Origin of the sequence: Streptomyces sp. N50 (assembly GCF_033335955.1) — a bacterium.
In the GTDB taxonomy this organism is placed as follows: domain Bacteria; phylum Actinomycetota; class Actinomycetes; order Streptomycetales; family Streptomycetaceae; genus Streptomyces.
The window spans coordinates 7,467,966-7,491,881 of record NZ_CP137549.1 but is presented as its reverse complement, the minus strand read 5'-3'; the positions used below and the strand labels follow the sequence as shown (position 1 = coordinate 7,491,881).

Here is a 23,916-nt window from a genome sequence, read left to right as displayed (position 1 = left end):
TCAACTACCGCGCGTCCACTGCTGGTTGGTCGCCCCGCTGCACGCGTACGTGATGATCGCGGCGGAGTTGGCGGTGGACGCGCCCGACACGTCCAGGCACTCGCCGCTCGTCCTGGCCTTGACGAGGACGTAACTGCCGGACGTGGTCAGGCTCCACTGCTGGGTGGTGGCGCCGGTGCAGTTCTCCTGGGTGACGTTGGTCGAGTTCTCCTGGAGGCACAACGAGCTTCCCCGGCCCATGAGTTCGTAGTAGCCGGTGCCGAGGTCCTTGAACCACCACTTCTGGTTGGTGCCGCTGTTGCAGGTGTACTGGCTGATCGCGACGCCCTGCCACAGCGACTGGTTGGCCACGTCGGCGCACTTGCTGCTGTTCCTGGCGATGAGGGTGTTGTACGTCGCACTCGTGCCGCTGATCGTGCCGGCCGCCGTGTCGATCGACACCTCCGGGTACCAGGACGCCATGGACATCGAGGTCGTGGTCGGGAAGGTCAACGGCAGCCACACATAACGGGAGTCGTTGACGGTGCCGCCGAAGGAGTTGCCCCAGCGGTCGCCCATGTAGAGGTACGAGGTGCCCGAAGTCCCCGTGACCGGAAGGACGTAGGCGGTCTGCGAGTTGTACGCGGTCGAGTCGCCGATGTTCGTGAAGGCCGTCCACGGGCCGGTGATGCTGGTCGCGGTGGCGTACTGCTGCTGGTTGGCGCTCCAGCCGGTGGCGGCCGAAGTCAGCATGAAGTAGACGCCGTTGCGCTTGAACAGGGCCGGTGCCTCGCGGTGTCCGCCGACCCACGGGTTGGCGACCAGGCTGTCGATGGCGGTGTAGTCGGCGGTGAGCTTGTAGATGTGCAGGTCGTAGTTCTCGTTGGCGGCGGAGACCATGTACGCGGTGCCGTCGGTGTCGACGAACGTCGTGATGTCCCGCGACATGTTGTCGCCGAGCGGCTGGAAGCTGCCCTGGTAGGTGTAACTCCCGTCCACGGTCGAGGAGACGGCGACGGCGGCCTTGGCCTCGCTGTAGTCGACGCCGTTCTCCTTGTGCATCCACATCACGAACTTGCCGGTGGACGCGTTGTAGATGACCTTCGGCCGCTCGATGTAGGCGGTGCCCAACTCGGAGGCGCTGGACTGGGTCAGGACGTGGCCCCGGAACTCCCAGTTCTTCAGGTCGGTGGAGCGGTAGGCGTCCACGTACTTGAAGGTGTTGTCGGCGTTGCGGTCCTCGCCGAACCAGTAGTAGTAGCTGCCGGCCTTGATCACCCCGCCGCCGTGCGCGTGCACGGCGTTGCCCGAAGTGTCCGTGAACTGAACGCCGTTGGTGATGGTCTGGGCGGCGGCCTGGGCCGGTCCGGCGGTCACCAGGGCCGCGGCGAGCGCGCAGCACAGGGCGACGAGGATTGCGTACACACGTCTCATCTGACGCCTCTCGGAGGTGGGGGGGAGAGCAAGCGGGAGTGGGGGGTTCGGGATTTCGTACGCCATCTGTCATTACGAACGCCGAAAAGGTAAGGGTGTGTTACGGGAAGGTCAACGGGTCGCGCGTGACAAAAGACGGTCGCGAAATTTCTGTTATCCGCGCCTCCGACGCCCGTCTCCAGTGACGTGCGCAGCCATACCCACAAGACCTCAGCCGCCGTAGGCGCCCTCGCGACCGTCGCCCTCCTGGTCGGCGCTCCCCCGGCAGCGGCCGCCGGTGCCCGTGACGCGACCGCCGACGTCCTCGCGGACCGCGATGTCACGCTCACCGGCGACACGGTGGTGACCGTGCCGTCCGGGACGACGACGTACGACGGGGTGTTCCGCGGCCAGGGCACGCTCACCGTGCGCGGCGGCGGCACGCTGATCCTCACCAAGGACAGCGACTTCACGCTCCCGGCGTCCCGGCAGCGGCAGAAGGTGACCACCCAGGGCGGCAACCACCCGTACACCACCGTCAGCAACCCGGACCCGCCCGCGATCACGGTCGCGAGCGGCACAACTCTCCAGTACGGCACGGGTGGTGGGACGGGCCTGATCGGCCACTTCCCTTACAGCACCCCCGGCTATCAGTTGAATCAGCTGAACGTCCGGGTCGACGGCACCCTGCGCCTCTCCCTGACCCGCACGTTCAACATCGGCACGATCAGCGGCTCGGGCCTGGTCACCCAGCCCCGCAACATGTGGGGCACCCTCGACCTGGCCGGAACTCACCCTTTCTCAGGGGTGATTGACAACGGCACCGGCATGGCGGTCGGCCGCCCCGAGTACCCGGTGGCACTGCCCGACGCCCGAGCGATCCTCAACCAGGGCTCCTGGATCATCGACACCCCCCTGTACCAGACGATCACCCTGCGCCAGAACTTCTACCAGCGCGAGTACGGCAGCGACGTCAACGTCCACTCGCGCCCCGGAAGCAAGGTGGTCCTCACGGGCCAGTACAGCTACAGCGACCAGGGCGGCGACACCAACCCCTCACTCAGCAACTCTGACCTCAACTGGCGCGCGATAGCCCACCAGTTGAACAAGCGCGGCACCAACATCGAGGGCGCGAACGTCCAGTGGGGCGACGGCACCACCCACCAGATCTTCATGCCGGGCACCAAGGACACCGTCTACATCAACCTCCACGCGGCGAGCGGAGTCCGGTCCAGACTGACCTTCGACTACGACGGCCCGGTCACCCTGGGTGCGCCGATCGGCGGCGGCAAGTACCACGACACGCTGGCCGCGCCGGGCGCCGGGGACATCGTGATCGCCGGGACGCGCGGGAACGACGTGACCTTCGCGGCACCGCAGTACTACGACGGTTCCACGACCGTGGAGAAAGGGGCGGTGCTGCGGCTGGGGTCCGGGAAGCCGGGCGGCGACGGCGGACTGCTCACCGGTACGGAGGGGCGACGGATCGTCGACGACGGCACCCTCGTGCTGCGCAATACGGCACTCGCCCTCCAGTTGTCGCATCTCGGCGGCAAGGGGTCCCTCGTCCAGTCCGGCGCCGCGACGACGACGCTGACGGGCCCTGCGGTGACGTACACAGGGACGACGACGGTCTCGAAGGGCACGCTGGCACTGCGGTCGGGAGCAACTCTCGCCCACAGCAAGGCGATTCGGCTGACCTCGGCGGGAGCGCGGCTGGACGCGGGCACGGCAGGCCTGCGTGTGTCGACCAACCTAACCGGTGTGGGCACGGTAAGGGGTTATGTCACGAATGACAGCTTGGTGACCACCGGGCTCACCGTGACCGGGAACTACACGCAAAGCACGAAGGGCGAACTGGTCCTGCGCGACAAGCCGTTGAAGGTGGGAGGCAAGGTCGTCCTGGCGGGCGACCTGGACCTCTCGGCCGCCGGCACGCACCCCGCGCGGACCATCACGATCCTCGACCACACGGGCAAGGGCTCAACGACCGGCACCTTCAAGGGACTTCCCGAGGGCACCAAACTCAAGCTCGCCGACACGACGTACCGCATCACCTACCGGGGCGGCGACGGCAACGACGTCGTCCTGACCACCGTCACCGCAAGCAGCCCCTCCCCCACCGCCCACCCGAAATCCTCCTCCGGGACAACGATCACCGAGGCCCGCACGACAAACACCGCCCGCAGCGACGGCTTCGGCTGGTGGCCCTACGCCCTCGGACTCGGCCTACTCGGCGGCCTGTTGGTCCCAGCAACCAAGCACACCCGGGCCAACGGCAGGCGCAGGGCCGGAAAGCACGCCTCTTAGACACCGGCTCGACAACCCCCCAGAGACCCGGGGCCAGAAAGCACACGTCTCAGACACCGGTTCGGCAACCCCCTAGGGGCGCGGGGAACTGCGCGACCAGCCACAACGGCGCCGCAGCAAAACGACAACCCATCGCGGCACAACCACCGTCGTACCTAACCGCCACGAGGCTCCTCCGGAAACCCCACCTGCGGAGCCAGCACCCGCGCCTCATCGGCCCACCCCGCAAGAAAGGCGAGCATCGCGGCGGCGAGCCAGTCGTACTTCACCACGGAGGCACACACCCCGAGCCGTACGAGCCGTTCATCGACCCGGCTCCCCGACCCCCGCAGGCCGTGCAGATACGCGTCGTAGGCCCGCGCCGCACAGCCCGGCAGGTCGGCGGCCGGGACGAACAGGTCGAAGACGGAGTCAGGAAGGTAGTTGCCGAGATCCTCGCCAACGGCACCGTCGCCGGCGAAGGCCCACGGTTCGTCGGGGACGGGCGCGGCCCCCTGCGCTGCGCCGAGACGGCGGGCGTGTTCGACGTACCGGGTCAGCGGCCAGCCCGTGCCCGCCTCGCCCGCCACACGCTCAAGCCACAACGCCACGTCCCCGTCGGCCCGTTCGACCCGGGCGAGCAGCCGGGGCGCTCGGATGCCGTACGGCCGCCAGCTCTGCGCGAGCCCGGAGTCGTAGACCTCAGCCTCGCGCAGCCAGTAGTTCCAGTGCCGGGGGTCGTCGGAGGCGGCCCAGCGGGCGGTGGTGCCCTTGGCGCGGGTGAGGACCTTGAGGACGGCCGTGCGGTCGCCCGCGGTGACGACCCGGACGCCCGCGGTCACGCCGTTCTTGGCGTTGTGGGTGAGCGTGGCCGCGCCGACCGATCCGGCGGAGTGACCCAGGACATCGCGCGCTTCGGCCCCCGTGGCCACGATGTCGAGCATGCGGACAAGGCTTGCGCCCCTCAGAAATCCCCTAGGTGTCCAGATTCCGGGCATACCGTTCGCCAGCTGGACGCGGCCCCGGCTCCGCGGCCGTATCGACTAGCGTCGAGGCATGACCAGCGACACCGCCCCCCTCCTCGCCGACGCCCTCGCCGCCGGGACGCTCGTCCTCGACGGCGGGCTGTCCAACCAGCTCGGGGCGGCCGGGCACGACCTGAGCGACGAGCTGTGGTCGGCGCGGCTCCTCGCGGACCAGCCCGAGGCGATCACCGAGGCGCACCTCGCGTACTACGAGGCGGGCGCCGACGTGGCGATCACCTCCAGCTACCAGGCCACCTTCGAGGGCTTCGCGAAGCGCGGGATCAAGCACGACCGGGCGGCCGAACTCATCGCCCTGAGCGTGGAGTTGGCCATCGACGCGGCGGTGGAGGCGGGGCGGCGGGGCATCGAACGGCCGCTCTACGTGGCGGCCTCGGTCGGGCCGTACGGCGCGATGCTCGCGGACGGCTCCGAGTACCGCGGCCGGTACGGACTGAGCGTCGCCGAGCTGGAGGCCTTCCACCGGCCCCGCCTGGAGGTGCTGGATGCCGTCGGGCCCGACGTGCTGGCCTTCGAGACGATCCCGGACACCGACGAGGCCGAGGCGCTGCTGCGGGCCGTGCGCGGACTGCGGACGCCCGCCTGGCTGTCGTACTCGATCGCCGGAGACCGCACCCGCGCCGGGCAGCCGCTGGAGGAGGCGTTCGCGCTGGTCGCCGAAGCGGACGAGATCATCGCGGTCGGCGTCAACTGCAGCGCCCCCGAGGACGTCGAGGGCGCGGTCGAGATCGCGGCCCGCGTCACCGGCAAGCCGGTCGTCGTCTACCCCAACAGCGGCGAGACCTGGGACGCCGACGCCCGTGCGTGGACGGGCAGTTCCACCTTCACCGCCGAGCAGGTCGAAGGCTGGCGGGCGTCCGGCGCGCGGCTGATCGGCGGGTGCTGCCGGGTGGGGCCGGAAGCCATCGCGTCCATCTCGCGAACGCTCACACACTGACCGCGGCGATCGAGTCCCGCACCACCACATGCGTGCCCAGCAGCAGGTGCTCGTCCGGTGACTCCGCCGTGCGGCCCAGCGCGGTGCGTACGGCGAGACGGCCCAGTTCCTCGTAGGGGACATGGACCGTGGTCAGGGCCGGATACAGGTCGCGGGCGAACGGAATGTCGTCGTAACCGGCCAGCGAAACATCGCCGGGGACGTCCAGACCCGCCTCGTGCAGTGCGGTGAGCGCGCCCGCGGCGACCATGTCGGTGGCGGCGACCACGGCCGTGAACTCCAGTTTCCGGCTCAGGGCGTGGCGCATCAGGCGGTGGCCCGAGTCCCGGGTGAAGTCGCCGTGGAGCAGGAGTTCCGGGTCGGGTTCGAGGCCCCGGGCGCGATGCGCGGCGAGGTAACCGCGTTCACGGCCCTGCGCGGTCGCGTGGTCCGGCTTGCCGCCGAGGAACAGGACACGCTGGTGGCCCTGGGCCAGGACGTGCGCGACGAGGGCGTACGCGCCGCCCTCGTTGTCGTACTCGATGACCGTGACCGGTGCGCCCGGACCGAGCGGCGGCCGCCCGCAGAGCACGAGCCGCGAGCCGGCCGCCGCGAGCGAGTCGGCGATACGGCGGGTGCGCTCGCGGTACTCGGGGGTGTCCGCGGTGCCGCCGACCAGGATCACGGCGGCGGTGCGCTGGGCGCGCATGGTCTCGATGAAGTCCAGTTCGCGCTGGACGTCCCCCTCGGTGCTGCACACCAGGCACAGGTGGCCGAGCCGGGTCGCCTCGCGCTCCACGCCGTGCGCCATCAGCGCGAACGACGGTCCCGTGATGTCCTCCAGGACGAACGCGAGGGTCGGCGTCCCGACGCCGGCGATGGCCTTGGCGCGCGCGTCGGCGACGTAGTCCAGTTCGCGTACGGCCCGCAGCACGCGCGTGCGGGTCGCCGTGCTCACCGGGTACTCGCCGCCGAGCACCCGCGACACCGTGGACGCGGACACCCCGGCGCGGGCCGCCACGTCCCGGATGGTGCTCCCGCTCGCGTCCTGGCTCTTCCTGGTCATGTACCGCCTCGCCCCTCCCCTGGGCCGCCGCGTACCCCCTCGGGGCCTGTGACAACACTCCGGCAACCGGTTCCCTGCGCGGAGAGTAGCAGCGGGCGAGGGTCGGGAGGAGGGGCGTGCGTCAGCCAATTCCCCTACGTCAGCACGGCAGTTGTCGGCAGCTGTCGGCGGTCACCATGGGGCAACCGGTTTCTGTCCCCGAACGACCACTCTCACGACGAGCGCCGCACGTCCCCCGTCCGCCGCAACCGCCGTACCACCGACCGCAGTTCGGTGGCGCTCCGCACGGGCGCCGCACCCTCACCCTCGGCCGGAACCACCGCTTCCTTCGCCTTCGCCACGGCGTCGGCCGCCCACAGGGCGAACTCGGGGTCGCGCGGCCCGTGCGCGACGTACGGCTCGCCCTCCCCGAAGACGCGGACCGGGTGCGTGTCGTCCCAGGTCTGCCACCCGGGGTCGCCATCCACGGCGAACCGCACCCACGCCCCGTGCATCGCGTCGGCCAGATCCTGCGGCGCGCCCTGACCGGCGAGTTTGGCGGACTCGGGGATCTCGCCGGTGTCGAAGACGAAGCCGAGTTCGAGGGCGTGGCAGGAACCGAGGTCGGGGCGGTTGGAGGGCCAGGCGAACTCGTAGACGTGGGCGGTGCCGGGGCGGGCGTCGGCGAGGCGGTGCAGGGGGTAGCGGAGGAGGTGGTCGGTGACGAGCTGGCCGACGGTCTCGGCGGTGCCGGCGCCGGGGTGCAGGGCGCGGTAGCCGCGCGGGACCTCCACACCGCAGTGGCAGCGGGCCATCGCGCCGGCCAGGGCGACCGCGCCGAGCCGGTCGACGCGCTCGTGGAGGCCGCCGGGGACCAGCCACAGCCGGTACTCGTCACGGGTCCAGCCCAGCATCAGGTCGACGCCCCGGCCCACCTCGCCCGCAGCGCCTTCGATGAGCGCCTCCAGCGGGTCGCGGGGCACGAGGTCGCCGTCGATGACGATCCCGAACGTGGGCCCGCCGAGCACCGGGCTGCTGAGCTTGCCAACGTCGGCCTGGGTGCGGAGCAGGAGTTCGCGGTCGACGGCGGCGAAGGCCTCGGCGGTGGCGGGAATCTTCAGCCGGGTCGCCATCCGGCGCACCATCCGCCGTACCTTGTCGCGGTCGAAGGCCTCCGGGGGCCCGCTCTGCAGAACGGCCCGCCGGACGAGTCCCTGGGCCTGCGGGGCGGCGATCAGGGCGCCGATGCTGATCGCTCCGGCGGACTGCCCGAAGAGGGTGATCCGGTCGGGGTCGCCGCCGAACGCCGCGATCGACTCGTGCACCCAGCGCAGCGCGGCGAGCTGATCGCGCAGGCCGGGGTTGGCGGGAGCGTCCGGGAAGAGGCCGTAACCCTCCACGCCCAGGCGGTAGTTGACCGAGACCATGACGACGCCGTCGCGGGCGAAGGCGTGTCCGTCGTAGACCGGGACGGCCGACGAACCCCGGGTCAGCGCGCCGCCGTGCAGCCACACCATCACCGGCAGCCGGGCGCCCGGGCCGGGTTCCGGGGTCCACACGTTGAGGTTGAGGCAGTCGTCGCCGGGGACGACCGGGTCGGAGAGCAGTTTGGCGAAGGCTTCGGAGTACGGCGGTTTCGGCGCGGTCGGTCCGAAGGCGAGCGCGTCCCGGACCCCGGTCCAGGGCTCGGGCGGGACGGGCGGGCGGAACCGGTGGGGGCCGATGGGGGGCGCCGCGTAGGGGATGCCCCGGAAGACCGCGATCCCGTTCTCGTACCGGCCGCGCACCGCCCCGTAGGGGGTGCCCACCACGGGGCCCGTCCGCTCCGCCGTCTGCGTCGTCGTCGCCGTCATCCGCCCACCAGCTCCTCACCACGCTCGTGAACCATGCTGCTCATCAGAGCATCACACCGAGCCCAGCTATTCCGGCGGACGAGCGCGGCTGGACGGGTCACGACGGGCCACCCGGGCGCGGACTACGTGTCTTCGGGGGACCTTCGGGGTCTCTTCGGGCCGCGCGGCGATCGAAATATTTCCGCGCCCGGGGTCCCTTCTCACCGATTGACCCCCGCTCCACGGCAGATCTACGGTAGAAGACGTTTTCAGAAAACGTTTCCCACCCCGTACTGGAGGGTCATGCCCAGCGCCCAGCCGCCGAGGGCCGTGTTCGCCATGGATCCGGTGCACCTGCCCCTGCTCTTCCCCTCCCCCCTGATGGACCGGCTCCGGCAGACGGCCGAGATCGAACCAGGGCTCGTCGTACGGGACTTCGGCGCACCCGAGGCCGCCCGCGCGCTGGCCGAGGCCGAGGTCCTGATCACCGGATGGGGCTGCCCGCACCTCGACGCCGACGCGCTGGCGGCGGCACCCCGGCTGCGGACCGTGCTGCACGCGGCGGGCTCGGTCCGCTCGCTGGTCGGCGAGGCCCTGTGGGAACGCGGGGTGACCGTCTCCAGCGCGGTCACCGGCAACGCGCTCCCGGTCGCCGAGTACACCCTCGCGATGATCCTGCTGGCCGGGAAGGACACCTTCGCCCAGCGGGACCGCTTCCGGAACACGCACACGTACCCGACACCCGCCGAGACCGCGCCCATCGGCAACCTCGGCCGGCGCATCGGCGTCATCGGCGCCTCCCGGGTGGGCCGCCGACTGCTGGAACTGCTGCGGCCGTACAACTTCGAGGTCCTCCTGCACGACCCGTACGTCAGCGTCACCGAGGCCGCCGTGCTCGGTGCCGAACTCCTGCCGCTGGACCACCTGTTGAGCGGCAGCGACATCGTGAGCCTGCACGCCCCCGACATCCCCGAGACACAGCGCATGCTGGACCGCGGGCGGCTCGCGCTCATCCGGGACGGCGGGGTGCTGATCAACACCTCCCGGGGTGCCCTGATCGACCACGAGGCCCTCACCGACGAGCTGCTGTCCGGCCGGCTGACCGCGATCCTCGACGTCACCGAACCCGAGCCGCTGCCCCCCACCTCCCCTCTGTACCAACTCCCCAACGTCTTCCTCACCCCGCACATCGCGGGCTCCCTCGGCAACGAACTGGCACGGCTCGGCGGCATCGTCGTCGACGAGCTGGAGCGCCTGGCCGCGGGCCTGCCACCGGCCCACGAGGTACGGCACGCGGACCTGGCCCGTGTCGCCTGATCCGCGCCGTCCACAGGCCGCCGCACCGGGAACGACCTTGGGATACGGTTTCCGGACCGGCGCGGGAGCAGGCCCCAGAGCGCCCGGCGGGAACGCGGTCATGGTGAAGGAGTCGCTACGGTGAGTCAGCGCAAGGCGTCGGGCGACATCGGCCGGGCGACGATCCGGGACGTGGCGGAGCGCGCCGGTGTCTCCGTGGCGAGCGTCTCGCGCGTGCTGTCCGGCAACTACCCGGTGTCGGAGGAGCTGCGCCGCCGGGTGATGAAGGTCGTCGGCGACCTGGACTACGTCACCAACGCGCACGCCCGCTCCCTGGCCGGTGGGGGTACGCCCACGGTGGCCATCCTCATCAACAACATCACCGGCGCCGCGTTCGCCCACGTGGCCAAGGGAGTTGAGGGCGCGGCCACCCTGCGCGGCTGGCTCTCCCTGGTCGGCACGACCGGCGACGACCCGGAGCGCGAGCTCGCGCTGGTCAACCTCATGCGCCAACAGGGCGTCGCCGCCGTGGTGTTGCTCGGCGGCGCGTACGACGTCGACGAGTACCAGTTGCGGATGGCCCGCTTCGCCCGCTCCCTCGACGCGGCGGGCTCGCACCTCGTGCTCGTCGGCCGTCCGCCGCTGGACGGCGACGTCCCGGCGACGACGGTCGACTACGACAACGAGGGCGGCGCCTACGCCATGGCCAGCCACCTCCTCTCAGCAGGCCACCGCCGCGTCCTGGTACTCCCCGGGCACGCCGAACTCACCACCGCCCAGGGCAGGTTGAGGGGCGCGCAACGGGCCTTCGAGGCGTACGGCGTGCCGTTCGACCCGGGGATGGTGCGGCACGGGCCGTACGACTACGAGCACGGGTACGAGGCGGTGGAGGACACCCTGAAGGACGGGGTCGACTTCACCGCGGTGCTCGCGGGGACCGACGTGGTCGCCGCGGGCGCCATGCAGGCACTGCGCACGGCGGGCCTGCGGGTACCCGAGGACGTGTCGATCGTCGGCTACGACGACATCCCGCTGGCCTCCCAGCTCACCCCGCAGCTCACCACCGTGCACGTCCCGTACGAGGAGATGGGCCGGGTCGCGCTCCGCGCGGTGGCGGACCGGCGCGAGGGCGGCGGCACGGGCCGGCGCAGGGGCGGCGACGGCGACCATCTGGTCCTGGGCACGCATGTCGTCGTACGGAACTCGGTGCGTCCGCCCGCGCGGCGCGACTAGGCGACGGCGACCCGGAAGATCTTCGTTACGTAACCGGTTTCCCTCCAAACTCCCTGGCCAGAGCGGGTCTGTCCAGGGCCGTCGAAACAACTTGCTGCACACCTCTTGCTCCGAACCGGCCACCCTGCCTACCTTCACAGCAACCGGTTTCTACCTCTTCTCTTCCGAAGGAACACGGCCTGATGAACTTCACCAGCCCCCGGAGAAGGTTCGCTCGTGCAGCCGTCGCGGGCCTCGCGCTGACAGGTCTGCTCTCCGCCTGTGGCGGATCCGGCTCGGGAGACAAGACGTCTTCCGGTCCGGTCACCCTCCCCTTCTGGGGCTGGGCCAACGGGCAGGACGCGGTCGTGAAGGCGTTCAACGCCGCTCACAAGGACGTCAAGCTCAAGTACACCAAGGTCACCGACCAGTTGACGATGCAGAAGCAGCTGACCAACGCGGTCAAGGCCGGCAACGCGCCCTGCCTGGTGCAGAACACGGCGGAGTACGTGACCACCTGGGTCTCGCAGGGCGCGCTCGCCGACATCTCGAAATACGTCTCCGCCGACAAGGCCAAGTTCAACGCGGGCTCGTGGGCCAGTGCGCAGGTGCAGGGCAAGTCCTATGGCGTGCCCACGAGTTCGGCCCCCGCGTTCACGATCTACCGCACCGACGTCTTCAAGAAGTACGGCCTGAAGGCGCCGACGACCTGGGACGAGTTCATCGCCGCGGGCAAGGTCCTGAAGAAGCACGGCATCAAGATCACCAACTTCGCCGGTGAGGACCCCAGCACCCTCGAAGTCCTCTCCATGCAGGCCGGGGCGCACTGGTACGCCATCGACGGCAACTCCTGGAAGGTCGACTTCCAGGACGCGGGCAGCCTCAAGGCCGCCCAGGTGATCCAGGAGATCATCGACAACGACCTCAACTCCAAGCTGTCGTTCGCCGATTACGCGGCCGTCCAGCGCAACTACGACAACGGCGGCACCGCGACCCGGCAGATCTCCACCTGGCAGATGGCGGGCATGGTGCAGAACTTCACCAAGTCCGACGGCAAGTGGGCGCTCTCGCCCTGGCCGACGTTCGCGGGCGAGGCGGCCAAGACGCCGGCCGGGACCAACCAGAGTGGTGGCGTCACCCTGGTGACCAAGCAGTGCGCGCACCAACAGCAGGCCGCCGAGGCCGCGTTGTGGATGTCGACCAACACCGGTGCGGTGAAGACGATGGCGAGCCCGACCACCGGCAACGGTGTGATGCCGGCGCTGGCCGACAGCAACGCGTACGTCGCCGAGTCGATCTCGGACAAGCTGCTCGGCACGAACTACGAGCCCGCGAAGCAGATCGTCACCGACAGCCTGAACACCGTCACCTCGGACTGGGTGTTCGGCCCCGACTGGACCGCGATGTTCACCGAGCTGCAGACGGGCTGGGCGAAGGTGATGAACAAGCAGGAGAAGGTCACCGATCTGCTGGCGCACATGCAGGAGTGGACGGTCAAGGACCTGAAGTCCCGCGGTATCAGCGTCAAGGGCTGAGGCAGCGCCGATGATCCGTTCCCAGCGCTGGAAGGGTGCCGCGTTCACGGTGCCCTTCCAACTCGGTTTCGTCTTCCTGTACTTGATACCGATCGGGTACGCCGTCTACGAGTCGCTGTTCGTGGAGCACCAGTCGGGGCTCGGCCTCGGCGGCTCCACCCAGAAGTTCTCCGGCCTGGACAACTACCAACAGGGCCTGACCGACTCGGCGTTCATGAACTCGGTGCTGCGCGTGGTGCTGTTCGCCTGCGTGCAGATCCCGGTGATGCTGCTCGTCAGCCTGCTGCTGGCACTGTTCCTGGACGCGCTGTCCTCGAAGGCCGCGGGCCGATTCCGGATCTTCCTCCTCGTGCCGTACATGATCCCCGGAGTGGTCGCGGCGATCGTGTGGATCAACCTCTACAGCCCCGACGTCGGCCCGTTGACGTCGCTGGGCAAGGTGTTCGGGCTGTCCTGGAACTTCTTCGCGCCCTCGATGGTCTGGCCGTCCATCGGCAACCTGCTGACCTGGCACGGCATCGGCTACAACATGGTCATCATCTACGCGGCGCTCCAGGGCGTCCCCCGCGACCTCTTCGAGGCGGCCCGCCTCGACGGCGCCTCCGAGTTCCGGGTCGCGACGAGCATCAAAATCCCTTACGTGCGCGGGGCGTTGGTGCTGACCGGGATGCTCTCGATCATCCAGATGCTCCAGATCTTCAACGAGCCGGCGCTGTTCCGGAACGTCACCCCGCAGACCGTGAACGACAGCTTCACGCCCATCATGATCATCTACAACCAGGCGTTCAACGCGGGCAACTACCACTACGCGGCGGCCCTTTCGGTCCTCCTCGCCCTCATCCTCGGCCTCGCCTCCTTCCTCTTCTACCGGCTCACCGCGAAGGAGGCCGACTGATGACCCTCACCGAAGAACGCCGCAGCGCCCATCAGGTCCGCCGCCTCAACAAGCCCGATCCGGCGGCCCGTTCACGCGGCGGCCAGCGCTTCCTGCTCGTCGGTCTGGTCCTGGCCAGCGCCTACAGCCTGTTCCCGGTGTGGTGGCTGATCGTCGCCGCGACCAAGGACCGCACCGGCCTCTACCAGAGCAACGGCCTCTGGTTCTCGGGCATGCACCTGTGGGCGAACGTGCGTCAGGTCTTCACCTACGAGAACGGCATCTTCCTGCGCTGGACCGCGAACTCCTTCCTCTACGCGGGAGTTGGCTCCCTGGGCGGCACGCTCATCGCCCTCGCGACGGGCTACGGCCTCGCGCGCTTCGAATTCCCGGGCCGCAACGCGGTGTTCGCGTGCGTGGTGGGTTCGTTCCTGATCCCGATCGCGCTGCTCACCCTCCCGCTGTACCTGATGTTCTCGAAGATCGGCCTGGTGGACACTCCCTGGGCGATGCTGATCCCCTGCCTGATCAACCCGTTCAGCGTGTATCTCGCCAAGGTGTACACGGAGGCCACGGTCCCCTTCGAACTCCTGGAGGCGGCACGGCTGGACGGCGCCGGCGAACTCCGCATCTTCTTCAGCATCGTCCTGCGGATGATGACCACGGGCGGAGCGACCGTCTTCCTCCTGGCCTTCGTCAACACCTGGAACGCCTTCTTCCTCCCGCTGACCGTCCTGCGCGGCGAGGAGAACTGGACCCTCAACCTCGGCCTCTACAACTGGTCAGGAAAACGCATGGAGTCGGGCGTCGACCTCACCAGTCTGGTCCTCACCGGCGCACTCCTGTCCATCGTCCCGATGGCCGTGATGATGGTCGCGATGCGCCGCTACTGGCGCACCGGGGTCACCCTGGGAGCCCTCAAGTGACCTTGCTGCACAACCCTGTTGTCCGCGGTTTCGCCCCCGACCCCTCGATGGTCAGGGTCGGCGACCGGTACTACGTGGCGACCAGTTCCTTCGAGTGGTTCCCCACGATCCCGATCCACCGCTCCCGCGACCTCGCCGACTGGCAGTACGCGGGCCACGTCCGGGGCGCGGTCCCCGGCGACTCCCTGGCGGGCGTCCCGGACTCGGGTGGCATCTGGGCACCCTCGCTGAGCTGGGACGGCGAGCGGTTCTGGATGACGTATGCGATCGTCCGCTCGGTCGGCACCCCGTACTTCGACGCCGACACCTACGTCACCACGGCCTCGGACGTCAGCGGGAAGTGGGCTGCCCCGCGCCGGGTCGCGAGCCACGGTTTCGACCCGGCGCTGTTCCACGACGAGGGCCGACTCTGGCTGCTCAACCTCCAGAACGACTGCCGCCCCGGCGGCCGCCGCTTCGCGGGCATCGTCGCGACCGAGCTGGACCGCGACACACTCGCCCCGACCGGCGCGACGCACCTGCTGCTCCAGCACGAACGGCTCATCGAGGGGCCGAAGTTGGTGCGCCGGGGCGACTGGTACTACCTGCTGCTCGCGGAGGGCGGCACGGGGTTCGAGCACGGGGTACGGGTGGCGCGCAGCCGTACAGTCACGGGTCCGTACGAGCTCGACGACCGGCCCTTGTTGACGTCCCGGGACGATCCGTCGGTGCCGTTGCAGAAGGCCGGCCACGGTGAACTGGTCGAACTGCCGGGCGGGGACTGGGTGTTGAGCCATCTGGCGGCGCGGCCGGTACAGACACCGGACGGGCCGCGCTGCACGCTGGGCCGAGAGACGGCGATCCAGGCCGTGACGTGGGACGAGGACGGCTGGCCGAGGCTACGGCAGGGCGGCTGGCATCCGGCGGTGGAGGTGGACGTACCCACAAATCCCGCCCCACTGGACCAAGTCCCGGATTCCGACGGCCCGTTGGGCTGGCCGTGGAGCAGTCCGCGCGCCTACCCGGACCCGTCCTGGGCCGACACCACCACCCGCCCCGGCTGGATCCGGCTGCGTGGGCGGCACGGGCCGGAGTCGCGGTGGGCGCACAGTCTGCTCGCCCAGCGGATCACGGAGCACCGGGCGGAGGCCGAAGTCACCGTGGAGGCGCGGCCGTTGACCTTCACGCAGGCTGCGGGGCTGGTGCTCTGGTACGGCGCCGAGGCGTATCTGAGCCTGCACTTGACGTGGGCGGAGCCCGAGGGTGAGGGGCAGCGGGGGCAGCAGTGGCGGGGTGGTGGCCGTACGGTGCTGAGCCTGGTGGAGCGTGACGAGGACGGCACCCGGCAGGTGGCCGTCGTAGGAGTCGATGGCGGTGCGCCTCTGACGCTGGGGGTGACGGTCGAGGGGGCCGAGGCGCGGTTCTGGTGGGTGCGTGAACATCAACGGACGCCGATCGGGCCGGAGTTGGACTTCAGCCGGTTGTCCGACGACTACGGGTCGCGGCTGCGGTTCACCGGGACGATGGCGGGGATCCATGCGTGGGATCCGGTCGACGCACGGTTCACCGCCGACTTCACCGGCTTCCGCCTCGACCGCGTGCCCGGCTGACCTGTTCGGGGTTTCGAAAGGTCTGATCGGCGCCATCGGGTGAACTCCCTGGTCTTCCCGCCGTGTTGACGCGCACCTATCGTAGGAAGCGCTTTCTGGACGGCTGGTGGTCCAGTCGGGGAAGCAGCGCTGGCCGAAACTTTCGATGCCCTCGGGCGGGCTGGAGAGGTGGTACCCGATGGTCCGTACGGGGAGCGCGAGCGTGACGGCAGGGCCGACGCTGGCGGTCGTGGCCCGGGAGGCGGGGGTGTCCGTGCCGACGGCGTCCAAGGTGGTCAACGGCCGGGAGGACGTGGCGCCGGAGACACGGCGGCGGGTGACGGAGGCGCTGGAGCGGCTCGGGTATGTGCGCAGGCCCCGGTTCGACGCGGGCAAGGCGCCGGGGATGGTCGACCTGGTGGTGCACTCGCTGGAGAGTTCGTGGTCGGGGGCGGTGCTGCACGGGGTGGAGGAGGCGGCGTACCAGGCCGGGCTCGAGGTGGTGGTGTCGGCGGGACTGACCCGGACGCGGGCCGACCGGCCCGAACGGGGCTGGCTGGACAAGCTGGTCGGCCGGGGTTCGGCCGGAGTCCTGTTCAATCTGGCGGAGTTGACGCCGTCCCAGTACTCCTGGCTCGACCAGCACCGCATCCCGTTCGTGATGATCGACCCCGTGCACGGGCCGCCGCCGGGCGTGGTGTCGGTCGGCGCGGCCAACTGGCAGGGCGGGGTGACCGCGACGGAGCATCTGCTCGCCCTGGGCCACGAACGCGTCGCCGTCATCGCCGGTCACCGCCACAAGATGTGCAGCAGCGCCCGCGTCGCCGGCTACCGTTCCGCGCTCGCCGCCGCCGGCGTACCCGTGCGCCCCGAGTACATCCGCCACGGCGGCTTCGACCAGGCCATGGCCCGCAGCCGTATGCGCGAGCTCCTCGACCTGCCCGAGCCGCCCACGGCGGTGTTCGTCTGCTCCGACCGGATGGCGCTCGGGGTCTACGAGGCTTTGGCGGAACGGGAGTTGAGCGTCCCGGGCGACATCAGCGTGGTCGGTTTCGACGACCTTCCCGAGGCCCGCTGGGTGACTCCGGCGCTGACCACGATCCGGCAGCCGCTCTCGGAGATGGCGGCGACGGCGCTGCGGTTGCTGGTCCGGCTGATGGACGGGGACCGGCCGGAGGGGACGCGGACGGAGTTGTCGACGCGGCTGGTGGAACGGTCCAGTACGGGGGCGCCGGGCGGCCGGTGCGCCGACCGTAGACCGTGACCATGGGACGAGCCCGGTTCCCTCCCGCGAACAGTGCGGACCGGGCCGTTAGTCCAGCTGGTCCAGCCCTGCCGCCCAGGTGATCCCGCCCAGCAGATGCGCGCGGAAGTCCGGGTCCTCGTAGGCCTCCGAGGCGTGGCCGAGGGCCGTGTAGAAGACCCGGCCGGCGCCCTTCTGGTGGCACCACGCGAGGGGGTGGTCGGCGCCCATCCGGCCGCCCTCGTAGGAGGATTCGTCGGCTGAGACGAGGACGTGCGTCGAACTCCTGGGGCTGGCACGGAAGTCGTACCACTCGTCCGTGAACTGCCATACGGCGGGCAGGTGTTGCGTGGCCGGGTGCGTGCGGTCCTCGATCAGCGCGTTCCCGGGCTGGTAGGCGGGGTGCCGGTCGAAGCGGGCGCCCAGGAGGTCGCCGTAGTACGGCCAGTCGTACTCGGTGCAGGCCGCCGCGTGGACTCCGACGAAGCCGCCGCCCAATTCGACGTAGGAGGCGAGGTGTTGGCGGCCCGCCGGGGTCAGTATCTCGCCGCTGGTGGAGAGGAAGACGACGGCCGCGTAGTCGTCCAGGGGGCGTTCGAAGGCGGCCGGGTCCTCGGTGGCGTCCACCTCGAAGGGACCGAGGGTGCGTACGGCGGTCACCGCGGCCGGGATGGAGTCGTGGCGGTAGTCGGTGGTGCGGGTAAAGACGAGGAGGCGGGGCGCGGCAGCCATGCGGCGCAGCCTATTTCGCGGGGGCGGAAGGGAGGACGACCGGGAGTTCGCTCTTGTACGGGCGGCGGAGCGACTGGGCCGACTTGCGCAGGACGGCGCGGGTCACCTTGCCCTGTTCGGCGTCGACGAACACGAGGTGGCCCTTCTGCGCCATGGCGTACTCGATCGTTCCGTCGCCGGTGCGGTACCAGGCGTTCCCGTCGCGTACGCAGGTCATGTGCGCGCTGAACGCCGCCTGCGTCGTGCAGTTCGCGTCGGTCATCGTGCCCGGCTCGACGCGCAGGGTGATCACCACGCCGGTCTTCAGGTCCGTGTACGCGATGGAGAGACCGACGTTCGACACACCGACCGACTGCTCGGCGAGAGTGAATCCCGGCGGGTCGATGACGTACACCAGGTCGGGGGCGAAGCCCAACGACCGTGCGCGGGACGCGATTTCGGCGGACGTGGCGGGGGCGGTCGAGGCACTGGGGGTTCCGGCGCCCGCGTCCGCCTTCTCGGTGCCGCAGCCTACGAGGAGCAGGGACAGCGCGGGGAGCAACAGCAGCGGCAGGACGCGCACGGCACGGATCATGAGCCCATCCTGCCGTACAGGTGTTCCACAGGTGAGGGACTTTTCCCCTCCTCCGGTGCGGCCCCGCCGCGTAGCCTCGGTGGGGATGAACGCTCTTCCCGCACGCCTCGACCATCTCGTCCTCGCGACCCCCGAACTGGCGGCCACGGTCGCCGAGTTCACCGAGCGCACGGGCATCGCGCCGGTCGCGGGCGGTGCCCATGTCGGGCTCGGCACCCGCAACTTCCTTGTCTCGCTGGGTGGTTCGCGCTACCTGGAGATCATCGGTCCGGACCCGGAGCAGGCCGAGCCGTCGGGTCCGCGGCCCTTCGGGGTCGACGGGCTGGCTGTTGCCCGGACGGTGACCTGGGCGGTGTCCACGCCCGACCTGGACGCGGCGGTCGCGGCGGCGCGGGCGCAGGGGTACGACCCCGGGCCCGTGCGGGCGATGAGCCGTCGCCGGCCCGACGGGACGCTGCTGGAGTGGCGGCTCACGGACGGGGACACGGCGCATCCCTCCGGCCTGGTGCCGTTCCTCATCGACTGGAGTTCCTCGCCCCACCCGACGACCGCCTCGGGCCTGCCCGTCGCGCCTCTGCTGGAGCTGACCGCGACGGCACCGGTCCCGGACGAGATCCGCCCGTTGCTGTCGGCTGTGGGGGCGGAGCTGGTGGTGGCCGAGGGCCCGGTGGGTCTCTCCTTCACGGTGGACACGCCCCGAGGACCGGTGACCTTCGGCTGAGCTGACCGGTGACCTTCGGCTGAACGATCCGCCGAGCGCGGTGTCCGATTCCTTCAAGACCGGCCGACCCGGCCCCGCCTACCGTTGCCGCATGACTCCACGATTCGACGCGATCGGCCTAATCGTCTCCGACATGGCCGCCTCTGTCGCCTTCTACCGTCGGCTCGGGTTCGGATTCCCCGAGGATGCCGAGAGCCAGCCGCACGCCGAGGCCCAACTGCCCGGCGGGCTGAGGCTGTTGCTGGACACCGAGGACACGGTCCGCTCGTTCCACCCGGGGTGGCGGGCACCCAGCGGCGGCAGCGGCAGTCGGGCCGCACTCGCTCTCCTCTGTGACGACCCCGCCGAAGTCGACCGGGTCTACGAGGAGTTGGTCGGCGCCGGGCAACACGGCGAGCTGAAACCGTGGGACGCCTTCTGGGGGCAGCGGTACGCCGTCCTGCACGACCCCGATGGCAACGGGGTCGATCTATTCGCCCCGTTGGGCGGCCCCGCCGAGTAGTTGCCCCAGCGGTATCCCCGCCAACTCCTTGACGTCCCGGGCGAGATGGGCCTGGTCCGCGTAACCGGACCGGGCCGCCGTCTCCGCGAACGGGACTCCGGCGCGGGCCAGCGCGAGGGCGCGTTGCAGGCGCAGCACCCGGGCGAGCGTCTTGGGGCCGTAGCCGAACGCGGCGAGGGAGCGGCGGTGCAACTGGCGGGCGCCGAGGCCGAGTTCGTCGGCGGTGGCGGCGACGGGGCGGCCGGTGTCGAGGGCCGCCACGAGGTGTCGTAGGAGGGGATCGGGTGGGGGCACGTCCGCGGCGCGTTCCAGTGCCGTTTCCTCCAGTGCGGTCGCGGGGTCGGGGGCCGTGGAGACGCGGGCGGTGAGGCGGCGTACGGTCGCGGCGGGCCAGAGGTCGGTGAGGTCGACCCGACGGTCGCGGAGTTCGTGTGCGGGGACGCCCAGGTAGGTGGGGGCGGTGCCGGGGGCGAAGCGGATGCCTGCCCAATGGGCGGGGGCGGTCCCGGGGACGTACGCGTGGGTGTCGGGGCCCGCGACCAGGAGGCGGCCTTCGTTCCACAGGAGGTCCATGCAGCCGTCGGGCAGGACGGGGTGGACCAGGCCGGCGGTGGAGGCCTCGATCGTGCGGCTCCAGACCACCGCGCCCGGCAGCCGGGACGCCCTCTCCGCGTACACACCGGGAAGGCTACGCCGATCGCGTCCGGTGCTCCTGCGGGCTCACGCCGTAGACCCGTTTGAAGGCGCTGGACAGGGCGAACGCGCTGCCGTAGCCGACCTGCCTGGCGATCGCGCCGATGGTGTCCTCGGTGTCGCGGAGGCGGTCGGCGGTGAGGGCCAGGCGCCACGCGGTGAGGTAGGACATCGGGGGTTCGCCGACGAGGTCGGTGAAGCGGCGGGCGAGGGCCGCGCGGGAGACGCCCGCCTTGGCGGCGAGGGAGGCGACCGTCCAGGGGTGGGCGGGGTCGTCCTGGAGGAGGCGCAGGACCCTGCCGACGACGGGGTCGGCCTGGGCGCGGTACCAGGCCGGGGCCTCGGCCTCCGGACGGGAGAACCAGGCCCTCAGGGCCGCGATGACCAGGAGGTCGAGGAGGCGGTCAAGGACGACCTCCTGGGCTGGTTCGTCGCGGACGATCTCGTCCATGAGGAGCGGGGTCAGCGGGCACTCCCAGACGTCGGAGGGGAGGGTCAGCAGCGGTGGGAGGGCGTCCAGGAGACGGCCGTTGATCTCGCCGCGCATGAGGTACGTGCCGATGAGCATGACCGTGGAACCGTCGGGGCGGTCGCCCCAGGTGCGGACACCGAGGTCCATGGAGCCGTTGAGGGGCGTGCCGTCGGGGTAGTGGCACTCGGCGCCGGGGAGGATCACGGCCTGCGGGGCGGTGTCGGGGGTGTCGCCGCAGGTGTACGGGGCGGGGCCGCGGGCGATGGCGAGGTCACCGGCCCGCAGCCGGATCCGCTCCCCCGTGTCCGGGGTGATCCAGGCGTCGCCGCGGACCATGAGCATGACGGTGAGCGGGGCGCGGTCCTCGACGCGTACCGCCCACGGCGGGTCGAAGCACGCGCGGATCATGAAGGCGCCACGCGCGCGTGGACCCTCCAGAAGGCCTGCCAGGGCGTCCATGTGGCCAGCGTAGACGCGCGGTTATGGGAATGAGCCGTTCAGCGATGGTCGATGCGGGCGCGCGGGCGTTGACTGGAGGGCATGACACAGAATGCGCGGAACATGACGATTGTGGTGACCGGCGCTTCGGGACGTACCGGGCGGCGGGTGGCGGAGGCGGCGCGGGCGGCGGGGCTGACCGTGCGGGAGGCCTCGCGGGCGCGGGGGTTCGACTGGGCGGATCGGTCCACGTGGGCGGAGACGTTGCGCGGTGCCGACGCCGCGTATCTCGTGTATCCGTCGGACGTGGGGGCGCCGGAGGCGGGGCGTGCGGTGGGGATGCTGGCGCAGGAGGCGGTGGGGCTGGGAGTACGGCGGCTCGTGCTGCTGTCGTCCCGGGGGGAGGAGCGGGCTCGGCCCACCGAGGAGGCGTTGCGGGGGTCGGGGGCGGACTGGACGGTCGTGCGGGCGGCGTGGTTCGCGCAGAACTTCAGTGAGGGGCCGTTGGTGGAGGGGTTTCGGGAGAGTGGGGAACTGGTGTTCCCCGGGGGGTCGGTTCGGGAGCCGTTCGTTGATGTGCGGGACATCGCGGATGTGGTTGTCGCGGTGGTGACGGGTGGGGAGCGGTACGTGGGTCAGGCGGTCACCGTGTCCGGGCCCCGGTTGCTGACGTTCGGGGAGGCGGTGGCGGAGATCGGTGCGGTGACGGGGCGTGAGCTTTCGTACCGGGCGGTGTCCGCTCGTCAGTACGGGGACGTTCTCGCGGGGTTCGGGGTGCCGGGTGAGGAGGTCGAGTTCCTGGTGGAGTTGTTCGAGTCGCTGCTGGACGGGCGGAACGCGTATCTCTCCGAGGGGGTTCAGGAGGTGTTGGGCCGGGAGCCGCGTGACTTCCGGGAGTTCGTTCGGGAGGCGGCTGCAGCGGGCGCTTGGAAGGCCGGTTCGTAAGCTGCGGGCTCGTCGTGGCTGGTCGCGCCGTTCCCCGCGCCCCTTTGGGGCGCGCTTCAGCTGGCCGGTGATCGAGAGGGCCCGCCCCGTCCCCTTGGGGGCGCTTTACTTCTCCGGTGATGGGGAGTTGTCCCCGGTGCCCTTGTGGGTGTGGGTGCTCTTCGCGTGGGTGCGGAGGCGGGAGGTCACGTCCTCCGGGGGGAGGAAGCGGGACCAGCGTTCCGGGAACTCCGAGGGCATGTAGGAGTCGTCGGGGTCGTCGTCGTCCTCGCCGTCCCGGGCCCGGACCGCGGCCATGCGGGCGACGTACTCGGCGACCTGCTCGTCCTGGCGGCGTTCGTTGGCGGCGCGGGCCGCGGCGGTCGCGGCGGCGGGCCAGACGCGGTCGATGGCCGCGTTGACGGCGGCTCCGACGAGGACGGCGAACGCGGAGACGCCGATCCAGAGGAGGACGGCGACGGGGGCGGCGAGGGAGCCGTAGATGGTGGGGCCCTCGACCGTGCTGGTGAGGTAGATGCGGAGCAGGTAGCTGCCCAGGACCCACATCGCGAGGGCCACCAGGGCGCCGGGGACGTCCTCGATCCACGGGGAGCGGACGGGGACCGACACGTGGTAGAGGGTCGTCAGGAAGACTACGGACAGGACGATGACAACCGGCCAGTACAGGACCTGTACGACCGTCTCGGACCACGGCACCACGTTCACCACGGCGTCCGGGCCGGCCACCATCAGCGGCAGCGCGATCGAGCCGATCAGCAGGGCCGCGATGAACAGGGCGAAGGACACGATCCGGGTCTTGACGATGCCGCGCACGCCGTCGAGGCCGTACATGACGGTGATGGTGTCGATGAAGACGTTGACCGCGCGGGAGCCCGACCACAGGGCGAACAGGAAGCCGATGGAGATGACGTCGGGCCGGCCGCCCTTCATCACGTCGTGCAGGATCGGCTGGGCGATCTCGTGCACGCCCTTGTCGGACAGGACCGTGCGCGACGCCTCCAGGATGTTGTTCTCCAGGCCGGCGATGCTGTGGGCGCCGGTCCAGCTGTCGACGTAGCCGAGCAGGCCGATGAGGCTCAGCAGGAGCGGCGGCACGGACAGCAGCGTGAAGAACGCGGCCTCGGCCGCGAGGCCCAGGATGCGGTACTCCATGCAGGAGTTGACGGTGTCCTTGACCAGCAGCCAGGCGGTCCTGCGCTTGGAGACGTTCCGGTAGAGGGCACGCGCCCGGTGGAACCGGCTGGTGGGCCGCTCGGGGGGTTCACTTGCTGACTGCACGACCTAAAGGTATCCGGCGCGCCGGGATGCACTCGTCCCGCGGGGGCGTCGGCCGGGATGCACGCCCTCGGGGACGGTCGTGTCATGCTCGCGGTGGCCGAAAATAATCGCCCCGACAATCGAAGCCGCATTCGATACTTCGGCGGCCGTTTCGGAGAGTGTCCCGGTGAGGAGTTCGGGCGTCAATTGATGTTGACCCGCCCCCCGGCCGGCGAAGACGAAAAAGCGCCATTGACCGAAACAGCCTTGACCCGTTCCGGAATGTCCAGAAATAATCCGGACTGCATTCGTTGCGCGCGTTGGGACGACGTCAGCGCACACGACTCGGGGGAATCAATTGGCCCAGGACCAGGGCCCAGTCCATGTAGAAACTCAGCACACAACAGGGAA

General features: G+C 70.4%; 21 protein-coding genes. 12 read left to right on the top strand and 9 right to left on the bottom strand.

The features are described 5' to 3' along the window. The gene (locus R2B38_RS33435) at positions 1-1,413 is read right to left on the bottom strand and encodes an RICIN domain-containing protein (protein ID WP_318019545.1); all 1,413 of its coding nucleotides are present in this window, start codon (positions 1,411-1,413) and stop codon (positions 1-3) included. 186 nt (positions 1,414-1,599) lie between these two features. On the opposite strand from R2B38_RS33435, the gene R2B38_RS33430 reads away from it, so the two are divergent. Continuing rightward, the gene (locus R2B38_RS33430; RefSeq protein ID WP_318019544.1) at positions 1,600-3,702 is read left to right on the top strand and encodes an autotransporter-associated beta strand repeat-containing protein; all 2,103 of its coding nucleotides are present in this window, start codon (positions 1,600-1,602) and stop codon (positions 3,700-3,702) included. Positions 3,703-3,857: 155 nt separating this feature from the next. Here the strand turns inward: R2B38_RS33430 and R2B38_RS33425 are convergent, their stop codons facing one another. Further along, the gene (locus R2B38_RS33425; RefSeq protein WP_318019543.1) at positions 3,858-4,625 is read right to left on the bottom strand and encodes a hypothetical protein; all 768 of its coding nucleotides are present in this window, start codon (positions 4,623-4,625) and stop codon (positions 3,858-3,860) included. Between the two features lie 112 nt (positions 4,626-4,737). On the opposite strand from R2B38_RS33425, the gene mmuM reads away from it, so the two are divergent. Continuing rightward, complete coding sequence (gene mmuM, locus R2B38_RS33420) at positions 4,738-5,661, top strand: homocysteine S-methyltransferase (RefSeq protein ID WP_318019542.1); 924 nt, start codon at positions 4,738-4,740, stop codon at positions 5,659-5,661. Here mmuM and R2B38_RS33415 read toward each other — a convergent pair. Next, positions 5,651-6,706, bottom strand: coding sequence for a LacI family DNA-binding transcriptional regulator (locus R2B38_RS33415; protein WP_318019541.1), 1,056 nt, complete (start codon positions 6,704-6,706; stop codon positions 5,651-5,653). The genes mmuM and R2B38_RS33415 overlap by 11 nt on opposite strands. Before the next feature lie 212 nt (positions 6,707-6,918). Beyond that, complete coding sequence (locus tag R2B38_RS33410; RefSeq protein WP_318019540.1) at positions 6,919-8,538, bottom strand: carboxylesterase/lipase family protein; 1,620 nt, start codon at positions 8,536-8,538, stop codon at positions 6,919-6,921. A gap of 282 nt (positions 8,539-8,820) precedes the next feature. Between R2B38_RS33410 and R2B38_RS33405 the strand changes: the two genes are divergently transcribed. From R2B38_RS33405 to R2B38_RS33375, 7 genes are all read left to right on the top strand, one after another. Next, entirely contained in the window at positions 8,821-9,834 is a 1,014-nt protein-coding gene (locus R2B38_RS33405) for a hydroxyacid dehydrogenase (protein WP_318019539.1), read from the top strand. A gap of 120 nt (positions 9,835-9,954) precedes the next feature. Continuing rightward, positions 9,955-11,046, top strand: coding sequence for a LacI family DNA-binding transcriptional regulator (locus tag R2B38_RS33400; protein WP_318019538.1), 1,092 nt, complete (start codon positions 9,955-9,957; stop codon positions 11,044-11,046). A gap of 182 nt (positions 11,047-11,228) precedes the next feature. Continuing rightward, positions 11,229-12,560, top strand: a complete 1,332-nt coding sequence (locus tag R2B38_RS33395) for an ABC transporter substrate-binding protein (RefSeq protein ID WP_318019537.1) — start codon at positions 11,229-11,231, stop codon at positions 12,558-12,560. A 10-nt stretch (positions 12,561-12,570) separates the two neighbouring features. Further along, positions 12,571-13,455 (top strand): sugar ABC transporter permease, encoded by an 885-nt coding sequence (locus tag R2B38_RS33390; RefSeq protein ID WP_318019536.1) that lies wholly within the window; start codon positions 12,571-12,573, stop codon positions 13,453-13,455. Further along, positions 13,455-14,360: a carbohydrate ABC transporter permease gene (locus R2B38_RS33385; protein ID WP_318019535.1), complete on the top strand. Its 906-nt coding sequence runs from the start codon at positions 13,455-13,457 to the stop codon at positions 14,358-14,360. Before R2B38_RS33390 ends, R2B38_RS33385 begins: the two co-directional genes overlap by 1 nt. Beyond that, on the top strand, positions 14,357-15,949 hold the full coding sequence (locus tag R2B38_RS33380) for a family 43 glycosylhydrolase (RefSeq protein ID WP_318019534.1): 1,593 nt from the start codon (positions 14,357-14,359) through the stop codon (positions 15,947-15,949). Before R2B38_RS33385 ends, R2B38_RS33380 begins: the two co-directional genes overlap by 4 nt. 178 nt (positions 15,950-16,127) lie before the next feature. Beyond that, positions 16,128-17,192, top strand: a complete 1,065-nt coding sequence (locus R2B38_RS33375; protein WP_318019533.1) for a LacI family DNA-binding transcriptional regulator — start codon at positions 16,128-16,130, stop codon at positions 17,190-17,192. Between the two features lie 48 nt (positions 17,193-17,240). On the opposite strand, the gene R2B38_RS33370 is transcribed toward R2B38_RS33375, so the two are convergent. Together R2B38_RS33370 and R2B38_RS33365 are read right to left on the bottom strand one after the other, a co-directional pair. Next, positions 17,241-17,903 carry a ThuA domain-containing protein gene (locus R2B38_RS33370; RefSeq protein ID WP_318019532.1) on the bottom strand — a complete coding sequence of 221 codons (663 nt, stop codon included), beginning with the start codon at positions 17,901-17,903 and terminating at the stop codon, positions 17,241-17,243. A 10-nt stretch (positions 17,904-17,913) separates the two neighbouring features. Then, a complete protein-coding gene (locus tag R2B38_RS33365) occupies positions 17,914-18,477 on the bottom strand; it encodes a hypothetical protein (protein WP_318019531.1) in 564 nt (187 codons plus the stop codon). Between the two features lie 85 nt (positions 18,478-18,562). On the opposite strand from R2B38_RS33365, the gene R2B38_RS33360 reads away from it, so the two are divergent. Both R2B38_RS33360 and R2B38_RS33355 read left to right on the top strand, forming a co-directional pair. Beyond that, on the top strand, positions 18,563-19,198 hold the full coding sequence (locus tag R2B38_RS33360; RefSeq protein WP_318019530.1) for a VOC family protein: 636 nt from the start codon (positions 18,563-18,565) through the stop codon (positions 19,196-19,198). Positions 19,199-19,289: 91 nt separating this feature from the next. After that, the gene (locus R2B38_RS33355; RefSeq protein WP_318019529.1) at positions 19,290-19,700 is read left to right on the top strand and encodes a VOC family protein; all 411 of its coding nucleotides are present in this window, start codon (positions 19,290-19,292) and stop codon (positions 19,698-19,700) included. Here R2B38_RS33355 and R2B38_RS33350 read toward each other — a convergent pair. Then, positions 19,668-20,378: a helix-turn-helix transcriptional regulator gene (locus R2B38_RS33350; protein ID WP_318019528.1), complete on the bottom strand. Its 711-nt coding sequence runs from the start codon at positions 20,376-20,378 to the stop codon at positions 19,668-19,670. The genes R2B38_RS33355 and R2B38_RS33350 overlap by 33 nt on opposite strands. Before the next feature lie 10 nt (positions 20,379-20,388). Further along, positions 20,389-21,324, bottom strand: a complete 936-nt coding sequence (locus R2B38_RS33345) for an AraC family transcriptional regulator (RefSeq protein WP_318019527.1) — start codon at positions 21,322-21,324, stop codon at positions 20,389-20,391. An 81-nt stretch (positions 21,325-21,405) separates the two neighbouring features. On the opposite strand from R2B38_RS33345, the gene R2B38_RS33340 reads away from it, so the two are divergent. Beyond that, positions 21,406-22,248, top strand: coding sequence for an NAD(P)H-binding protein (locus tag R2B38_RS33340; protein ID WP_318019526.1), 843 nt, complete (start codon positions 21,406-21,408; stop codon positions 22,246-22,248). Positions 22,249-22,353: 105 nt separating this feature from the next. Here the strand turns inward: R2B38_RS33340 and R2B38_RS33335 are convergent, their stop codons facing one another. Further along, on the bottom strand, positions 22,354-23,526 hold the full coding sequence (locus R2B38_RS33335; protein ID WP_318019525.1) for a YihY/virulence factor BrkB family protein: 1,173 nt from the start codon (positions 23,524-23,526) through the stop codon (positions 22,354-22,356). Positions 23,527-23,916: the final 390 nt, after the last annotated feature.